General features: G+C 71.5%; 12 protein-coding genes. 7 read left to right on the top strand and 5 right to left on the bottom strand.

From position 1 onward, the window contains the following. Positions 1–15 precede the first annotated feature (15 nt). Complete coding sequence (locus tag ABZV06_RS14755; RefSeq protein ID WP_355238720.1) at positions 16–1,002, top strand: MarR family transcriptional regulator; 987 nt, start codon at positions 16–18, stop codon at positions 1,000–1,002. Between the two features lie 2 nt (positions 1,003–1,004). Here ABZV06_RS14755 and ABZV06_RS14750 read toward each other — a convergent pair whose 3' ends face one another. Both ABZV06_RS14750 and ABZV06_RS14745 read right to left on the bottom strand, forming a co-directional pair. Next, positions 1,005–1,535: a nitroreductase family protein gene (locus ABZV06_RS14750; RefSeq protein WP_355238717.1), complete on the bottom strand. Its 531-nt coding sequence runs from the start codon at positions 1,533–1,535 to the stop codon at positions 1,005–1,007. Between the two features lie 84 nt (positions 1,536–1,619). Further along, positions 1,620–2,405: a hypothetical protein gene (locus ABZV06_RS14745; protein WP_355621615.1), complete on the bottom strand. Its 786-nt coding sequence runs from the start codon at positions 2,403–2,405 to the stop codon at positions 1,620–1,622. A gap of 268 nt (positions 2,406–2,673) precedes the next feature. On the opposite strand from ABZV06_RS14745, the gene ABZV06_RS14740 reads away from it, so the two are divergent. Both ABZV06_RS14740 and ABZV06_RS14735 read left to right on the top strand, forming a co-directional pair. Continuing rightward, the gene (locus tag ABZV06_RS14740; RefSeq protein WP_355238711.1) at positions 2,674–3,939 is read left to right on the top strand and encodes an aspartate kinase; all 1,266 of its coding nucleotides are present in this window, start codon (positions 2,674–2,676) and stop codon (positions 3,937–3,939) included. A 5-nt stretch (positions 3,940–3,944) separates the two neighbouring features. Beyond that, the gene (locus ABZV06_RS14735) at positions 3,945–5,006 is read left to right on the top strand and encodes an aspartate-semialdehyde dehydrogenase (protein WP_355238708.1); all 1,062 of its coding nucleotides are present in this window, start codon (positions 3,945–3,947) and stop codon (positions 5,004–5,006) included. Between the two features lie 177 nt (positions 5,007–5,183). Here the strand turns inward: ABZV06_RS14735 and ABZV06_RS14730 are convergent, their stop codons facing one another. Then, on the bottom strand, positions 5,184–6,593 hold the full coding sequence (locus tag ABZV06_RS14730) for a sensor domain-containing diguanylate cyclase (RefSeq protein WP_355238705.1): 1,410 nt from the start codon (positions 6,591–6,593) through the stop codon (positions 5,184–5,186). 168 nt (positions 6,594–6,761) lie between these two features. Between ABZV06_RS14730 and ABZV06_RS14725 the strand changes: the two genes are divergently transcribed. The 3 genes from ABZV06_RS14725 to ABZV06_RS14715 all read left to right on the top strand — a co-directional run bounded on the left by ABZV06_RS14725 (position 6,762) and on the right by ABZV06_RS14715 (position 10,226). Next, positions 6,762–7,541 carry a phosphodiesterase gene (locus ABZV06_RS14725; protein ID WP_355238702.1) on the top strand — a complete coding sequence of 260 codons (780 nt, stop codon included), beginning with the start codon at positions 6,762–6,764 and terminating at the stop codon, positions 7,539–7,541. A gap of 10 nt (positions 7,542–7,551) precedes the next feature. Beyond that, positions 7,552–8,205, top strand: a complete 654-nt coding sequence (locus tag ABZV06_RS14720; protein ID WP_355621612.1) for a histone deacetylase — start codon at positions 7,552–7,554, stop codon at positions 8,203–8,205. 293 nt (positions 8,206–8,498) lie between these two features. After that, the gene (locus tag ABZV06_RS14715) at positions 8,499–10,226 is read left to right on the top strand and encodes a bifunctional metallophosphatase/5'-nucleotidase (protein WP_355621609.1); all 1,728 of its coding nucleotides are present in this window, start codon (positions 8,499–8,501) and stop codon (positions 10,224–10,226) included. Positions 10,227–10,608: 382 nt separating this feature from the next. On the opposite strand, the gene ABZV06_RS14710 is transcribed toward ABZV06_RS14715, so the two are convergent. Beyond that, a complete protein-coding gene (locus ABZV06_RS14710; protein ID WP_355621606.1) occupies positions 10,609–11,892 on the bottom strand; it encodes an MFS transporter in 1,284 nt (427 codons plus the stop codon). Between the two features lie 119 nt (positions 11,893–12,011). Here ABZV06_RS14710 and ABZV06_RS14705 point away from each other — a divergent pair, with 119 nt between their 5' ends. Then, positions 12,012–12,485: a hypothetical protein gene (locus ABZV06_RS14705; protein WP_355238691.1), complete on the top strand. Its 474-nt coding sequence runs from the start codon at positions 12,012–12,014 to the stop codon at positions 12,483–12,485. Positions 12,486–12,529: 44 nt separating this feature from the next. On the opposite strand, the gene ABZV06_RS14700 is transcribed toward ABZV06_RS14705, so the two are convergent. Then, positions 12,530–14,449, bottom strand: coding sequence for a hypothetical protein (locus ABZV06_RS14700; protein WP_355621599.1), 1,920 nt, complete (start codon positions 14,447–14,449; stop codon positions 12,530–12,532). Positions 14,450–14,662 lie beyond the last annotated feature (213 nt).

The following is a 14,662-nucleotide window of genomic DNA, read 5'->3' as shown; positions in this document are numbered from 1 at the left end:
CTCCCGGGAGGGCGCGTGTCCGAGTTGCGGTTCAGCCTGGCCGACGTGGCGGGCGTGCGGCTCGCCGTGTCGCCGGTCAACGAGACGGTCATGAGCATGTGGGCGCTGGCCAGCCCGGTCCGTCATGCGGTGCACCTGCCCTGGATCGACCGCGCCCGGGTGACCCTGCGTCGCCCCGAGGTGGCCGCCCGGGTCCGGCCGCTTGTGGAGCTGACCTGGCGAGGTTGCCCGTTGCCCGACTTCATCACCCCGGCGGCCCGGCCGAACGTGGAGATGGCCGACCAACTCGACCAGATCGCCGCGACACCGCCGGCCGTGGTGGTCCAGGACCTGCTGTCGACCACCGGGCGTCGGCCGCTGAGTCCGTTCGGGCAGGCGCTGCTCGCCGACCCCCGCGGGCTGCTGCCGCAGCTCGTCGACGCGATGCGGGTCTGGTACGACGAGGCGATCGCCCCGGACTGGTCGCGGATGCGGGCGCTGCTCGATGCCGACGTGGCGTACCGCGCCGCCCAGCTCGCCGAGAACGGCGCCGGTCGGTTCTTCGAACAGCTCCATCCGAGCCTGTGCTGGCTCGGCGACCGGGTGGTCAGCGACGACCCGTTCGAGCGGGACTTCGACCTCCGGGACCGTGGATTGGCGCTGAACCCGACGGTGTTCAGCCAGCGGCGAGTGCTGTGGAATCTGCTGGAGGACTCGCTGCCGGCCGCCGCGTATCCGGTCCGGGCGGTCGGGACGCTCTGGGAGACGGCCGCGCCGCCGCCGGGTGACCCGCTGGCACGGGTGATCGGCTCCGGCCGGGCCGCGCTACTGCACCTGCTCGACACCGCGACCACCACCACCGACCTGGCCCGACGCACCGGGATGTCCGCCGGGAACGTCTCGGCCCACCTGACCGCGCTGCACGCCGCCGGCCTGGTCGATCGCGCTCGGCAGGGTCGGCACGTCCTCTACCGCAACACCGACGCGGCAGCGGTGCTGCTCCGGGCGAGCCGGGGCGGCTGAGGTCAGGCGAGCAGCAGGTCGGCGACCGGGCGGCGGTGCCGCAGACCGGTCTCGCTGGCCCGCAGCTCGGCCGGCAGGGCGAACGGGTCACCGAGTCGCCCGACGGCGGCGACCACCAGCGGTCGGACACCGCCCGGGAGGTCGAATTCGGTGGCGAGGCCGGCCCGGTCGAAGCGGGTGAGCTGGCGGACGTGCAGACCGAGGGCGGTGGCCTGGAGAGTCAGGTGGGCGATCGCCTGGCCGAGGTCGTACGCGGCCCGCTCGGCGTCGCCGCCGGTGTGCGCGCCGACCACCAGGGTCGCGGCGTGCCGGGCCCAGCCCTGGTCGTCGTCCGGAAGGTTGATCAGGATGCGCTTGTGGTTCTCGTCGTCCCGGTGCCCGAGGGCGAACCGCCAGGGCTGCCTGTTGTCCGTCGACGGCGCCCACCGCGCGGCCTCCAGCAGCGAGGCCGCCTCCTCGGTGGTCAGCGTGGCGCTCGGGTCGAAGGCCCGAGGGCTCCAGCGGAAGGCGAGGAGTGGGGTCAGGTCAGCCATGCCATGAATCGTCCCCTATGGGCGATTAGTGCCCTGGGTCGGGTTATCCAGATGTGGGCAAGAGCACCCGTAACGGTACGAAGATCACGACGTTCCCGCGTTCGGGCTGAGTGACGGGTCGGGAGTCGGCGGGGCCGCGGTGTCCAGTGGTTCCGCGTCCACCACCGGCCCGGCCAACTGCACGGTGGCGGGTGCCGCGCCCGGCGGGGCGGCCAGCCGCAGCGTCCCGGCCTCGGTCCGGACACCGGTCGGCGTGCCGTCCGGGTCGTAGCAGTAGATGCCCACGTCCAGCGGCGCGTTGAGCGAGGCCGAGGTGGAGTCCACCGAGTAGCAGGCGCCGGTGAGGCCCTTGGGCGTGGCGGCCTGCGCCACCGCGAGCGGCGCCCGCCGGTCGGTCAGCACGTCCAGCCAGTCGGTGAGCGGATGCTGGACGCGGGGGTCCAGCCGGCGCGGGATGGCGTCGTCGCGTTCGCCGAGGCGTACGCAGCGCGCCGGCTCCGGGTGACCCGTCGAGGGCAGGGCGCACTGGAACAGCCCGTCGGAGGTGGCGGCCAGCGAGACGTCGGCGGTGCCGCCGAGCGCCCCACCCGGGACGTCGACCCGCCAACTGCCGTCGTTCGCGCTGGTGAACACGATGGTGCGGTCCGGTTGGCCGCCCCGGCTGAACACGTACTGCGCCACCAGGTGACGATCCTGCGCGGCGGCGGCCAGCGCCGCCAGCTCGTCGCGCGTGCCCTCCACCTCGACGGGACCGGGGTCGGCCGGCGGCGGGGGTGGGGGCTGCGCGCTGTCGCAGGCGACCAGGACTGCCGGCAGGGCGAGCACGAGCGGCCCGAGCACGCGGCCGGCCGAGCGGAGGAGGGCGGACACCGGCTCATTCTGGTGGGTACGGGCGACCTGTGGGCAACGGCGCACAGGCGGCGCCTCCCGGCGTGTCGTGGCAGCTTGTCCGCGTACCCCCGGCCCCTCGCGGACCTGGCCACCCGCGTCGGCCGGACGGCCGCGCGGGCCGGATGGTGGGATCACCCGACCCGTCGCCGTGACCCGCCGGATACCCTCAAGGGGTCTGACACGCGCCGCCGGCCCCGGTTCCGGCGGCGTCGGCACGCTCAGGGTCGCTGGGAGGGAGTGCACCGTCGTGGCACTCGTGGTGCAGAAGTACGGCGGGTCCTCCGTCGCCAACGCCGAGCGGATCAAGCGGGTGGCCGAGCGCATCGTCGCCGCCCGCAAGGCCGGCGACGACGTGGTGGTGGTGGTCTCCGCGATGGGTGACACCACCGACGAGCTGCTCGACCTGGCCAACCAGGTCAGCCCGCTGCCGCCGGGCCGTGAGCTGGACATGCTGCTCACCGCCGGAGAGCGGATCTCCATGGCCCTGCTGGCCATGGCCATCCACAACCTGGGGTACGAGGCCCGCTCGTTCACCGGTTCGCAGGCCGGCGTGATCACCACGTCGGTGCACGGCCGGGCGCGCATCATCGACGTCACCCCGGGGCGGCTCAAGGGCGCGCTCGACGAGGGCTCGGTGGTCATCGTGGCCGGTTTCCAGGGCGTCTCGCAGGACACCAAGGACGTCACCACGCTGGGTCGCGGTGGTTCGGACACCACCGCCGTGGCACTCGCCGCCGCCCTGCACGCCGACGTGTGCGAGATCTACACCGACGTGGACGGCGTCTTCACCGCCGACCCGCGGATCGTGCCCAACGCCCGGCACATAAGGGACATCACCTACGAGGAGATGTTGGAGCTGGCGGCCTGCGGCGCGAAGGTGCTGCACCTGCGTAGCGTGGAATACGCCCGCCGGGCGGGGTTGCCGATCCACGTCCGTTCGTCATACTCGACCAACACCGGCACGATGGTCACCGGATCGATGGAGGACCTTTCCGTGGAGCAGGCATTGATCACCGGGGTCGCGCACGACCGCAGCGAGGCCAAGATCACGATTGTCGGCGTGCCCGACGAGCCGGGTGCCGCCGCGCGGATCTTCGACACCGTCGCCGAGGCCGAGATCAACATCGACATGATCGTGCAGAACGTCTCCACCGAGGGCACCGGCCGCACGGACATCTCGTTCACCCTGCCCAAGGCCGACGGCCCGACCGCGATGGCCGCCCTCAGCAAGATCCAGGAACCGGTCAAGTTCAAGGGCCTGCTCTACGACGACCACGTCGGCAAGGTCTCGCTGATCGGCGCCGGCATGCGCTCGCACCCCGGCGTCGCCGCCGGCTTCTTCGCCGCGCTCGGCGCTGCCGGGGTCAACATCGAGATGATCTCCACCTCCGAGATCCGGGTCTCCGTCGTCTGCCGGGACACCGACCTCGACGCCGCCGTACGCGCCATCCACGACGCGTTCGAGTTGGGCGGCGACACCGAAGCCGTGGTCTACGCCGGGACGGGTAGGTAGCGCCGATGACGGCGCTGCCCACCCTCGCCGTGGTCGGAGCGACCGGTGCCGTCGGCACCGTGATGTGCGAGCTGCTCACCGGGCGTCGCAACGTCTGGGGTGAGATCCGGCTCCTCGCCTCCGAACGGTCGGTCGGCAAGCGGGTGCGCTGCCGGGGCGAGGAGATGGTCGTCCAGGCGCTGACCCCGGAGGCGTTCGACGGGGTCCACGTGGCGATGTTCGACGTGCCCGACGAGGTCTCCGCCGAATGGGCCCCGATCGCGGTCGAGCGAGGCGCGATCGCGGTGGACAACTCCGGCGCGTTCCGGATGGACCGGGACGTCCCGCTGGTCGTCCCGGAGATCAACCCCGAGCAGGTCCGCAACCGTCCCCGGGGCATCATCGCCAACGCCAACTGCACCACCCTCGCGATGATCATCGCGGTCGCGCCGCTGCACCACGAGTACGGCCTGCGGGAACTGGTGCTCGCCTCCTACCAGGCGGTCTCCGGCGCCGGTCAGGCCGGCGTGGACATCCTGCACGACCAACTCGCCAAGGTCGCCGGCGATCGGGCGCTCGGCTCACGCACCGGTGACGTCCGTCAGGCGGTCGGCGACGACCTCGGCCCGTTCCCGGCACCGCTGGCGCTCAACGTGGTGCCCTGGGCGGGCTCGTCGGCCGACGGCGGCTGGTCCTCCGAAGAAATGAAGATCCGCAACGAGTCGCGGAAGATCCTCGGCCTGCCCGACCTCAAGGTCAGCTCCACCTGCGTCCGGGTACCGGTGGTCACCGCCCACTCGGTGGCCGTGCACGCGGTCTTCGCCACCGAGGTCGACGCCGAGGGCGCCCGCGAGGCGCTGCGCAACGCACCCGGTGTGATCGTGGTCGACGACCCCGCCGCAGGTGAGTTCCCGATGCCGATCGACGCGGTCGGCACCGACCCGAGCTGGGTCGGCCGCATCCGCCGCGCCCTGGACGACCCCCGCGCCCTCGACTTCTTCGTCACCGGCGACAACCTCCGCAAGGGCGCAGCCCTCAACACGGCCCAGATAGCCGAACTCCTGGCCAAAGAACTCCGCACCCCGTAACAACCCCCGCGCCGCCGCGCCCCGCCCTGCCCCGCCCTGCCCTGCCCCGCCCCGCCGCGCCTCGTCGATCTTGCACTTTCTGTCGCGGCATAAGGCGTGAAGGTGGGCAAAACGGCAACCGAAAGTGCAAGATCGACGCGGGCGCGGGCGCGGGCGTGGGGGCGGGCGCGGGCGGGGTTAGGCTGCGGAGAGGTGTACGCCGTCTCGGCCTTGGCGTTTGACCGCGTAGAGGGCCTGGTCGGCTCTCTTCAGGGTGCGGTCGGGGGTTTCGCCCGGTCTCGGTAGCGCGACGCCGACGCTGATCGTGCGACCCGTTCGGCGCGCGGCTTCGGCCAACCGTTCGGCGATGCGGACCGCTTCCTCCGGGCGGCTCACCTCGATCACCGCGACGAACTCGTCACCGCCGATCCGGTACAGCTCGTCCCCGTGCCGCAGCGCGCCCTCCAGCGCCCGGGCCAGCCCGACCAGCACCTGGTCGCCCGCCTGGTGACCGTACGTGTCGTTGACGGTCTTGAAGCCGTCCACGTCGATTGCCAGCAGAGCCGTACGCCCCGGGGTGGCCGCCGCGATCCGCTGCCCGAAGGGGCCGGTGTGCCGCAGTCCGGTCAGCGGGTCCGAGCTGGCCTGTTCCCGGAGTCGGGCGAGCGTACGCAGTCGATCCAGGCTGGTCCACGCCTGTCCGGCGAGCAACTCCATCAGGCTGACCGTGGTCGGGTCCGGGTGCAGCGCGCGTTCGTCGGCGACCAGTAGCACGCCACCGGCGTCCGCCGGCCCGACCGGCACGGCGACCAGCGTGCGTACCCCGGCACGGGTCAGCGGCTGGTAGTCCTCGGTCGGAGGGTGTCCGGTCTCGCCCAACGTGTATCCGGCGCCGTACCGGTGTGCCCGGTCGACCATCCTCTCCAGGGCCGCCGGGCCTGCCCCGGTCAGCTCGGCGCGGATACGGGTTTCCAGGTCACCCGGCGTCCCCGGGGACGGGCCGGGTTGGCCGTCGATCATCAACACCGCGGTGGAGAGGGTGGACACCTCCCGGGCCGCGTCGGTCGCCGCGCTGATCACGGCCGCCTCGGTCGGGGCGGCGGACAGTGCCGCGGCGTGCCGGAGCAACGTCTCGCTGCGGCTCTCCGACGGAGGGCCACCCAACGTGGCGATTCGAGCGCCGAGGCGGGCGGCCAGCCGTTGCGCGGTCTCCCGCCACGGCCGCAGGTCGACCGGGTCACTCCACTGCAGGTCGAGTACGCCGATCACCCGGCCGGCGGGGTCGCGTACCGGCACGCACAGTTCGGACGTCACGTCAGGGCGTACCGGGAGGTAGTCCGGGTCGACGGTGACGTCCGGGACGGCGGCGGCGGTGCCGGAGGCGTAGACCCGGCCGACGATCCCGGTGCGCGCCGGTACGGTCGCGAAGACCTGCCATGCGCCGGTCGCCGCCACGCAGCGCAGCCGGTCGTGGGCCTCTAGCAGCACCGAAATGGTGGCCGGGGTGTGGTGGGACAGTGCGCCCACCGTCCACCGACAGGCTTCCGGCGCGCTCGACGCCATCAAGAGGCGCACGGTGACGTCACGGATGATTCGCTGATGATCCACTCGCACGTCGTTCCAGGTAGGGGAGGGGTTCGATCAAGCGTACTCACTCCTGCGGAGCGCTCTCGTTGCTTCGTACACATGTGCTATCCACAGGTTGTGGACAGGGGCTGTGGAGGAAGGAGCCGGGCGATAGCGTGAGGGTTCCCCGTCGAGGAGGCCGGTGCCCGCATGCTCATCGCACAGATCAGCGACCCGCACCTGACCACTGGTCTGCTCGCCGCCGAGCCCGCCGCCGGGCTGCACCGGGCGCTCGGCCGGGTGCTCGCCCTACGTCCTCGACCGGACTGCGTGGTCATCACCGGCGACCTGGTCGACCACGGCAGACCCGACGAGTACGCGGCGCTGCGCGAACTGATCGGGAAGTTCCCGCTTCCGGTCTACCTGACCACCGGCAACCACGACGACCGCGAGTCGCTGCTCGACGCGTTCGGCGGTACTCCCTGGCTCGGGGGTGGATTCTCCGCCTACTACCACGTCGACCACGAGGCGGCGACCATCGTGGTGCTCGACTCGCTCGTCCCCGGCAGCGACGCCGGGCGGTTGGGCGAGGAGCAGCTCGGCTGGCTCGACGGGGTCCTCGCGGGTCGGCCGGAGGTGCCCGCCATCCTCTGCCTGCACCACCCGCCGGTCGCGGTCGGCATCCCCGCGGCGGACTCCATCCGGCTCGCCGACGGGCCCGCGCTGGCCGAGGTGATCGGCCGGCACCGGCACGTCGTGCGGGTCGCCGCCGGGCACCTGCACCGCACGGTCACCACGGGGTACGCGGGCACGGTGCTCACCGTGGCGCCCAGCACCTGGAAGCAGAGCACCCTCACCATGGCCACGGACGAGATGATCGGCTGGGTCGCCGAGCCGACCGCCTTCCTCCTGCACCGCATCGATCCGGACGGCTGCGTGACCCACAGCGTGCAGGTCAGCCACTCGGCCGGCCAGACCTGCGGCTTCTGACGGCGTCGCGGTGCTCGTCTGGTACGTCGCGTACGGCTCGAACATGCACGCCGCCCGGCTGGCCTGGTACCTCAACGGCGGCTGTCCGCCGGGCGGTCGGCGGACGTACCCGGGCTGCCGTGACCCCCGCCCACCCAGCCGGTCGGCGCCGGTGTGGATGCCCGGTGGGATCTACTTCGCCGGCGAGTCCGGTGCGTGGACCGGCGGCATGGCGTTCTACGACCCGGCGCTGCCCGGCGAGGCCGCCGCGAGGGCCTACCTGGTGACCATCGAACAGTTCACCGACATCGCCGCCCAGGAGATGTACCGCCTGACGGGCGACACCGCCGATCTGCTCCCGGCGACCGGCGCGGCCGTCGACGCGGCCGTCGCGAACGGGCGGGCGACCCTCGGTCCGGGACGTTACGAGACCCTTGTCTGCCCTGGTCGGCGCGACGGCATCCCGATGCTCACCTGCACCGCCCCCGAACCGGCGTCGGCCGTGCCGCACCGGCCACCGGCACCGGCCTACCTGGGCATGATCGCTCGAGGGCTGCACGAGTCACACGGCTGGCCGGTCGAGCGGATCGTCGACTACCTGACGCGGCGTCCCGGGGTCGCGGGCGGCTGGCAGCCTGACGACGTCACGGCCCTGGTCGCCGAGGCGCTCACGAGGCCCGGGTGACATCGTCCTCTCCGGACGTGCGGCCGGGCGATGTTCCGCCACCGGTCATCGACTGTTCGTCCTGCCGACTCGCTATACGGGCGAGCATCTGCGCAGCTCCGACGGGCTGCCCCACGCGTCGGCACCGATCCGCTGCTCGACTCGACCGACCGGCGTCCGGATGAGAGGCTGTCGAGGCGGGCGGCAACCCCGAACCCCCGCCAACTGCGACCGACCCTTCTCGACAGCGTCGGTCGACGGCCCGGTCGACCCACAGGCCGGGCGGCGTAACGTCGATTCTCACGAGGAGTTCCATGTCCAGACCCGGGATGCGTCGGGCCGCTGTCGGCCTGACCGCGCTCGCGGTGGCAGCGCTCGGCGCGGTCGCCACCACCCCCGAGCAGGCCGACGCCCGACCGAAGCCGGTCGACGTCACCCTGCTGGCTCTCAACGACTTCCACGGCAACCTCGAACCGCCGAGCGGAAGCAATGGCACCATCGCCGGGCAGACCGCGGGCGGCGTCGAATACCTGGCGACCCACCTGGCCGAGATGCGTGCCGCCGCCAAGAAGAAGAACACCATCACCGTCGCCGCCGGCGACCTGATCGGGGCGTCCCCGCTGCTCTCCGCGGCGTTCCACGACGAGCCGACCATCGAGGCGCTGAGCATGGCCGGTCTCGACTACGCCAGCGTCGGCAACCACGAGTTCGACGAGGGCGCCGCCGAGCTGCTGCGCATCCAGAACGGCGGCTGCCACCCGGTGGACGGCTGCGCCGACGGCACCCCGTACCGGGGCGCGGGCTTCCAGTACCTGTCCGCGAACGCCTTCAAGACCGCCACCGGCAAGCCGCTCATGGCGCCGTACGCCATCCACAAGGTGCAGGGCGTCAAGGTCGGCTTCATCGGGATGACCCTGGAGGGCACCCCGGAGATCGTCAGCCAGCAGGGCGTCGCCGGCCTCACCTTCGCCGACGAGGCGGAGACCGCCAACCGGTACGCCCGTGAGCTGCGCCGCAAGGGCGTGCAGACGATCGTCGTGCTGCTGCACGAGGGCGGCACCCAGGCCGCGACCGGCGGCATCAACGACTGCGTCGGCATGACCGGGCCGATCGTGGACATCGCCAACCGGATGGACCCGTCGATCGACGTCGTGGTCAGCGGCCATACCCACCAGGCGTACAACTGCAACATCAACGGCAAGCTGGTCACCAGTGCCAGCTCGTTCGGTCGCCTGGTCACCGACATCGACCTGAAGATCGACCGCCGCTCCGGGGACGTGCTCTCGGCCTCCGCGAACAACGTCGTGGTCACCCGCGACGTCGCCAAGGACCCGAAGCAGACCGCCCTGATCGACAGGTACAAGACGGTGCTCGGTCCGGTCGCCGGCCGCCAGGTCGGCGAGACCACCACCGCGATCACGAAGACGCAGGAGAACCTGCTCGACACCTGCTCCGCAGCGGTGCCGGCCTCGTGCGGCGAGTCGCCGCTGGGCAACCTGATTGCCGACGCGCAGCTCGCCGCCACCGACGACGAGCAGAACGCGGTCGCCGCCTTCATGAACCCGGGCGGGGTACGCGCCAACCTGGACGCTGGCCCGGTCACCTACGAGGAGGCGTTCACGGTGCAGCCGTTCGCCAACAACCTCGTGACGCTGGATCTGACCGGCGCGCAGCTCTACTGCGTACTGGAGCAGCAGTTCGTGACCGGTCGGGTCCTCTACCCGTCGTCGACCGTGGGCTACGTGGTCGACCTCAACGGTGCCACCGCCCCTGCGGCGGACCCGTGCGCCGGCACCCGGGTGGTCCGGGGCAGCCTCACCATCGGCGGTGCCACCGTCGACACCGCCGCCACCTACCGGGTGACGGTGAACAACTTCCTCGCCGGGGGCGGCGACGGCTTCAGCGCCCTCACCGGCGGCACCAACCAGGTCACCGGTCAGATCGACCTGGACGCGTTCGTGGCGTACCTGACCGCGCAGTCGCCGGTCTCCGCCCCGACGCTCGACCGCATCCGCACCACCGCCGAGGTCCCCGCCGCCTGACGGACGACGACCCCGCCACGATCGGGCCCCGGAGCACCCGCTCCGGGGCCCGACCCGTCCCCGCAGCTGCTCGGGCTCCTGGCGCTGCCACTACATCCGGGATCGAGCACGATCAAGCGGCGAGTGAGGTGCGGCGCCATCGGCGACCAACGAGCAAGATCCGGCAACATCAGGGATGTTGCTGTCTCCGGCGCTGCTGAGGCAGCAATATCGGGGAAGTTGCGCGAGGTGCGACGCGAGCACCCGCGACGGCCGGGGTCCCAGCGGAGTGTGGCTTTCCGCGGCGTTGGCGTGCGAAGCCGCGGGCGGGCGCCGGAACGTGGGTTCGGCGGGGTATGGGGTCCGGCGGCCGAGGGTGTCGGCGGGTTTGCCGGGGCGGGGCTCAGGCGGGGGTGGGTGCCGGCGTCGGTGTCGGCGGGGCTACCGTCGCGCGGCCGTCCTGGTCGACGCTGAGCAGTCGGCGCAGTGAGAGCGCGATGAGCGAGGCGGCCAGGCAGCCGCCGACGACCACCGCCACCCAGACCATGCCGTTCGCCGTGCCGATCAGCGGGCCGGCGGTCACCGGGCCGATCACACCGCTGATGCCGAAGATCATCGAACTCATGGCGTTGTACCTGCCGCGCAGCTCGTCGGTGGCGAGAGCGTTGGTCAGCGCCGGCATCACCGGCGACAGCAGCGTCTCGCCGAAACCGAAGATCGCCGAGCAGGCCACCACGCACAGGGCGGCCACCAGGGCGCTGCCCGTGCTGACCACACCGGCGACGCCGAGGACCAGCCAGGCGGCGGCGAACACCGCCCCGACCACGGCGAGCGCGCCGGTACGGCTGCGCCCCTCGATCCGGCGGATGACCAGCAACTGGGCGAGCACGATCATCACCGTGTTGGCCGCGAGCGCCCAGGCGACCACCCGCGGACTCACCTCGGCGACTCGGACGGCGTACGCGGCGAAGCCGACCTCGACCTGGGCGTACCCGCAGGTGGTCAGAACCAGGCCGAAGATCACGAGCCGGCGGAACGGCCGGTCCCGCAGCACGGTCAGGTAGCCGCCGCTCGACCGGTCGGTATCGGCTGAGCGGTGGCCGAGCCGGTGACCGACCCCCGGCAGGGTCAGCAGGATCAGGGCCGGCATCAGGTAGCTGACCGCGTCCAGCAGGTAGATCGTCTGGAAGCTGGCGGGTCGCGTGGTGTCGACGATCGCCCCGGAGGTCATACCGCCGATGCCGATACCGAGGTTGAGCAGCGCGAAGTTCAGCCCGAAGACCCTCTGCCGCTCGTCGTCGTCAGTGAGCGACGCGAGGATCGTGTTCTGCCCGGACCAGATGGCAGAACTACCGACCGCGATCACCGTCATCACGAGCAGGGCCGAACCGGTCGAGTGGACGAGCGCCAGCGAACCCGTCCCGATCGCCTCGATCACCAGGCACGGCACCACCACCCAGCGTGCGCCGAACCGGTCGATGAGCGTCCCACCCAGCGGCGACAGCGCCAGGGTCACGACGCCGTACCAGCCGATCACCAGACCGGCGCGGGTGTCGGTGAGCCCCCGGACGTCGGTCAGGTAGATGAACAGGAACGGCAGGGTCAGGCCTCGCCCGATCGCCGACAGCACGGTGCCGGCGAGCATCCGGCGGGCTTCTGGACGGCGAGGTAGGGCGCGGCGCAGCATGTCCGGCATTCTGTGCGGTGGGTGTGACGTCGCGCGAACCGTTTTGCAGAGAGCCCGGGTGCCCGGTGACCAACGCCACGACGAGCGTCGGTGTCGGCCCGGTCTGCGATGCTGGCCCGATGACCGGCACCTGGCGACACCTGCCCGCTTCCGCCCGCGCCATCGCGGTGACCGCCACGGCAGCCGTCGCCGCCGCCCAGGCCCGCGACGGTCAGGCGTACGAGGAGGCGGTGGCCGACCTGGCGGTCGACGAGCGGTCCGGCCTGGTGCTCGGGACGGTGGTCCGTCTCCTGCTGGAGGAGAGCCACCCGGACGGGTTGGCCGGCGACGACATCCGCCAGGTGTTGGCACGCTGCGTGCAGGACGCGACGCGCTGGCGTCGTGATGTCGATCCGCACGTGGTGCTCGTACTGTTGGCCGGCGCTCTGGGGGTGTACGACCCCGAGGCGGACGACGCACCTCCGGACGCGTCCGCCCTGGCCCGGCACGCCCCGCTGCTCGTCGCCGACCTGCTGGCGGTGACCGGCGCGCCGCTGGACGACTACCTGGCCGCCGCGTTCGCCGAGATCGAGCGGACCGAGCGGCACGACTGACGGGGGCGGCCACACCGTTGTGTGGCCGCCCCGGTTTCAGCAGGTCAGGAGGCGGAAGTCGCCACCTCGAACGAGTACCAGTTGGGGTAGTCGCTGATCGTGCCGTCGACACGGACGGCGTAGACGGTCAGGTCCACGTACCCGCTCTCGGTCGGCGTCCAGGTGATCGTGGCCCGGCCGTTCGCGTCGGCCGCCACCTCGGTCGGCTCGGCGCCGTTGAAGCTGTACTGGTACGCCCTGGTGTCCGTCCAGCCCGGCGGCGGGGAGAAGGTGAAGGAGCCCTCGACCCCCACGCCGCCGACGGCCGAACCGTCCGGGGAGTAGTAGACGTCGGACTTCACCCCGGGGCCGGGATCGAAGTACGCCGACCACTGCCCCGCCGCCGAAACGAACCCGTTGTCGCTGTGGCTGCGGACCGTGACGTTGGGTCCGTCCGTGCTGGTGGCGATGAAGCTGAAGTAGCCGGTTCCGTCCTCCTGGGCGGCCCGCATCTGCGGTTCCCCTCCGTCCAGGGTGATCTCGTACTCGCGGACGCCGGTGACCCCGGCCGCCGGCACGAACTTCAGCACCACCTCCTGGCCCCACTCGGGAACACCGCTCTCCACCCGCACCGTTGGCTCACTCGGCGCTACCAAGGTGCTGTACGTCACGGTGTCGGAGACGTTGCCCGCGAGGTCGACCGAGCGGACGCTCAGGCGCTGCGGCCCAGAACGAGGCGGGTTGAGCGTCACGGTCGCCGAGCCGCCCGGGGTGTTCGCCCGCACCGATCCGGGCAAGTCGAGAGGGTGGTGGCACTCCCACTGGCCGTAGTCACCGCTTGCCGAGCAGCCGTGGACGCCGAGACCGTTCCAGGAGTATTCGAAACCCGCGATGTCCTTGTTGCCGTTGCCGGAGAAGGTGAAGATCCCCGACACGCCCGGAGGCCCCCACTCGCCGGTGGTGTCGGACGGATAGTTGGCCGAGGTGACGGTGGGCTCGTCGGGGCTGGTGCGGTCGTAGGTGAAGAAGCACTTCTGCGACCAGGGCGAGTAGTCGGCGCCGTCGGTGACCCGGGCCTGCCAGACGTACGTCTTGCCGTCCATGAGGAAGTCGTCGGGCAGGGTCACCTTGTTGGCCCGACCGGTGAGGCCATGCTCACCGGTGAACACCTGACGAGCGTCCGAGTCGGCCTTCGGCCAGATGGCGACCTCGGTCTTCACCGCGCGTTCGTCGTCCTCGTCGGCGTCGGTGCCGACCGCCTCCAGGATCTTGGCGAAGCCGCCGATGCGCGGGTAGGGCGCGAGTTGGGTGCAGGGGAGACCACCGTTGTACAGGTGGGCTTTGTCGATCTGCGGGACCGAGTTGAACTGGACGCTCAGATCGACACTGCGGTACGGGTGCAGCCCCCGACCGTAGGACGCGTCGCTCTCGTACTGCTCCGGCACCCGGACCTCGAACGTGATGTGACGCTGCCGGTGCGCGACCGCGTCCTGCACGGCCGCGCCCACGTCGAACGTGATGCTCGCTCCCGGGCAGAACTGCACCGGAGTGAGGACCTCGCCGAGCTTGGCGAGTGGTTCGGGCGCCCGGTTCCAGGTGGGCGTCGCGGTGACCGGCTTCGTACGCCAGATCTCCACGGCGCGCTTGCTGCAGTCGGCGACGGTGCGCTCCTCGACGAACACCTTGCCGCCGTAGATCTTCTTGCCCTCGTAGGCGGAGAGGTCGAAGGTGGCGTACACCCGTGAGGTGTGGCTCCTGCCCGCGGCATCCTGCCAGGTGCCGAGCGGAAGATTCGTGTTGCCGTCCGCCGGGTACGCCTTCTTCGGCGTCGCTGAGTCGGTCCAACCGACCTGCACCGACGGCGGATCGTCGTAGTGCGGTGCCGCGACGGCGGCGCTCGCGGTGGCGATGAGACCGAGCCCGCTGAGGCTCATCGTCAGCGCGAGCGCCCCGACCAGGGCGCGGCGTGGCCTTGATCTGATCACAGTGGATGTTCCTCCCCGTGCGCCATCCGCTCCGCTGAGCCGATGATCATGCGCATCAAACCTTGGGAGGTCGAGGGGCGGCAACCTCCGTTCGGGCAGGCAGGAAGCCGTCCAAACGGATCGATGGTCTTCTGATGGGGCGCCCGGCGGCGGTCCGTCGCCCTGGCCCGCTAGGCCGAGAAAACCTCGGCAAATACCAAGAGGGCACACCCA

Source organism: Micromonospora sp. NPDC005172 (assembly GCF_040608555.1).
Classification (GTDB): domain Bacteria; phylum Actinomycetota; class Actinomycetes; order Mycobacteriales; family Micromonosporaceae; genus Micromonospora.
Note: the sequence above shows the minus strand (reverse complement) of the source record. Positions and strands in the feature narration are given on the sequence as shown.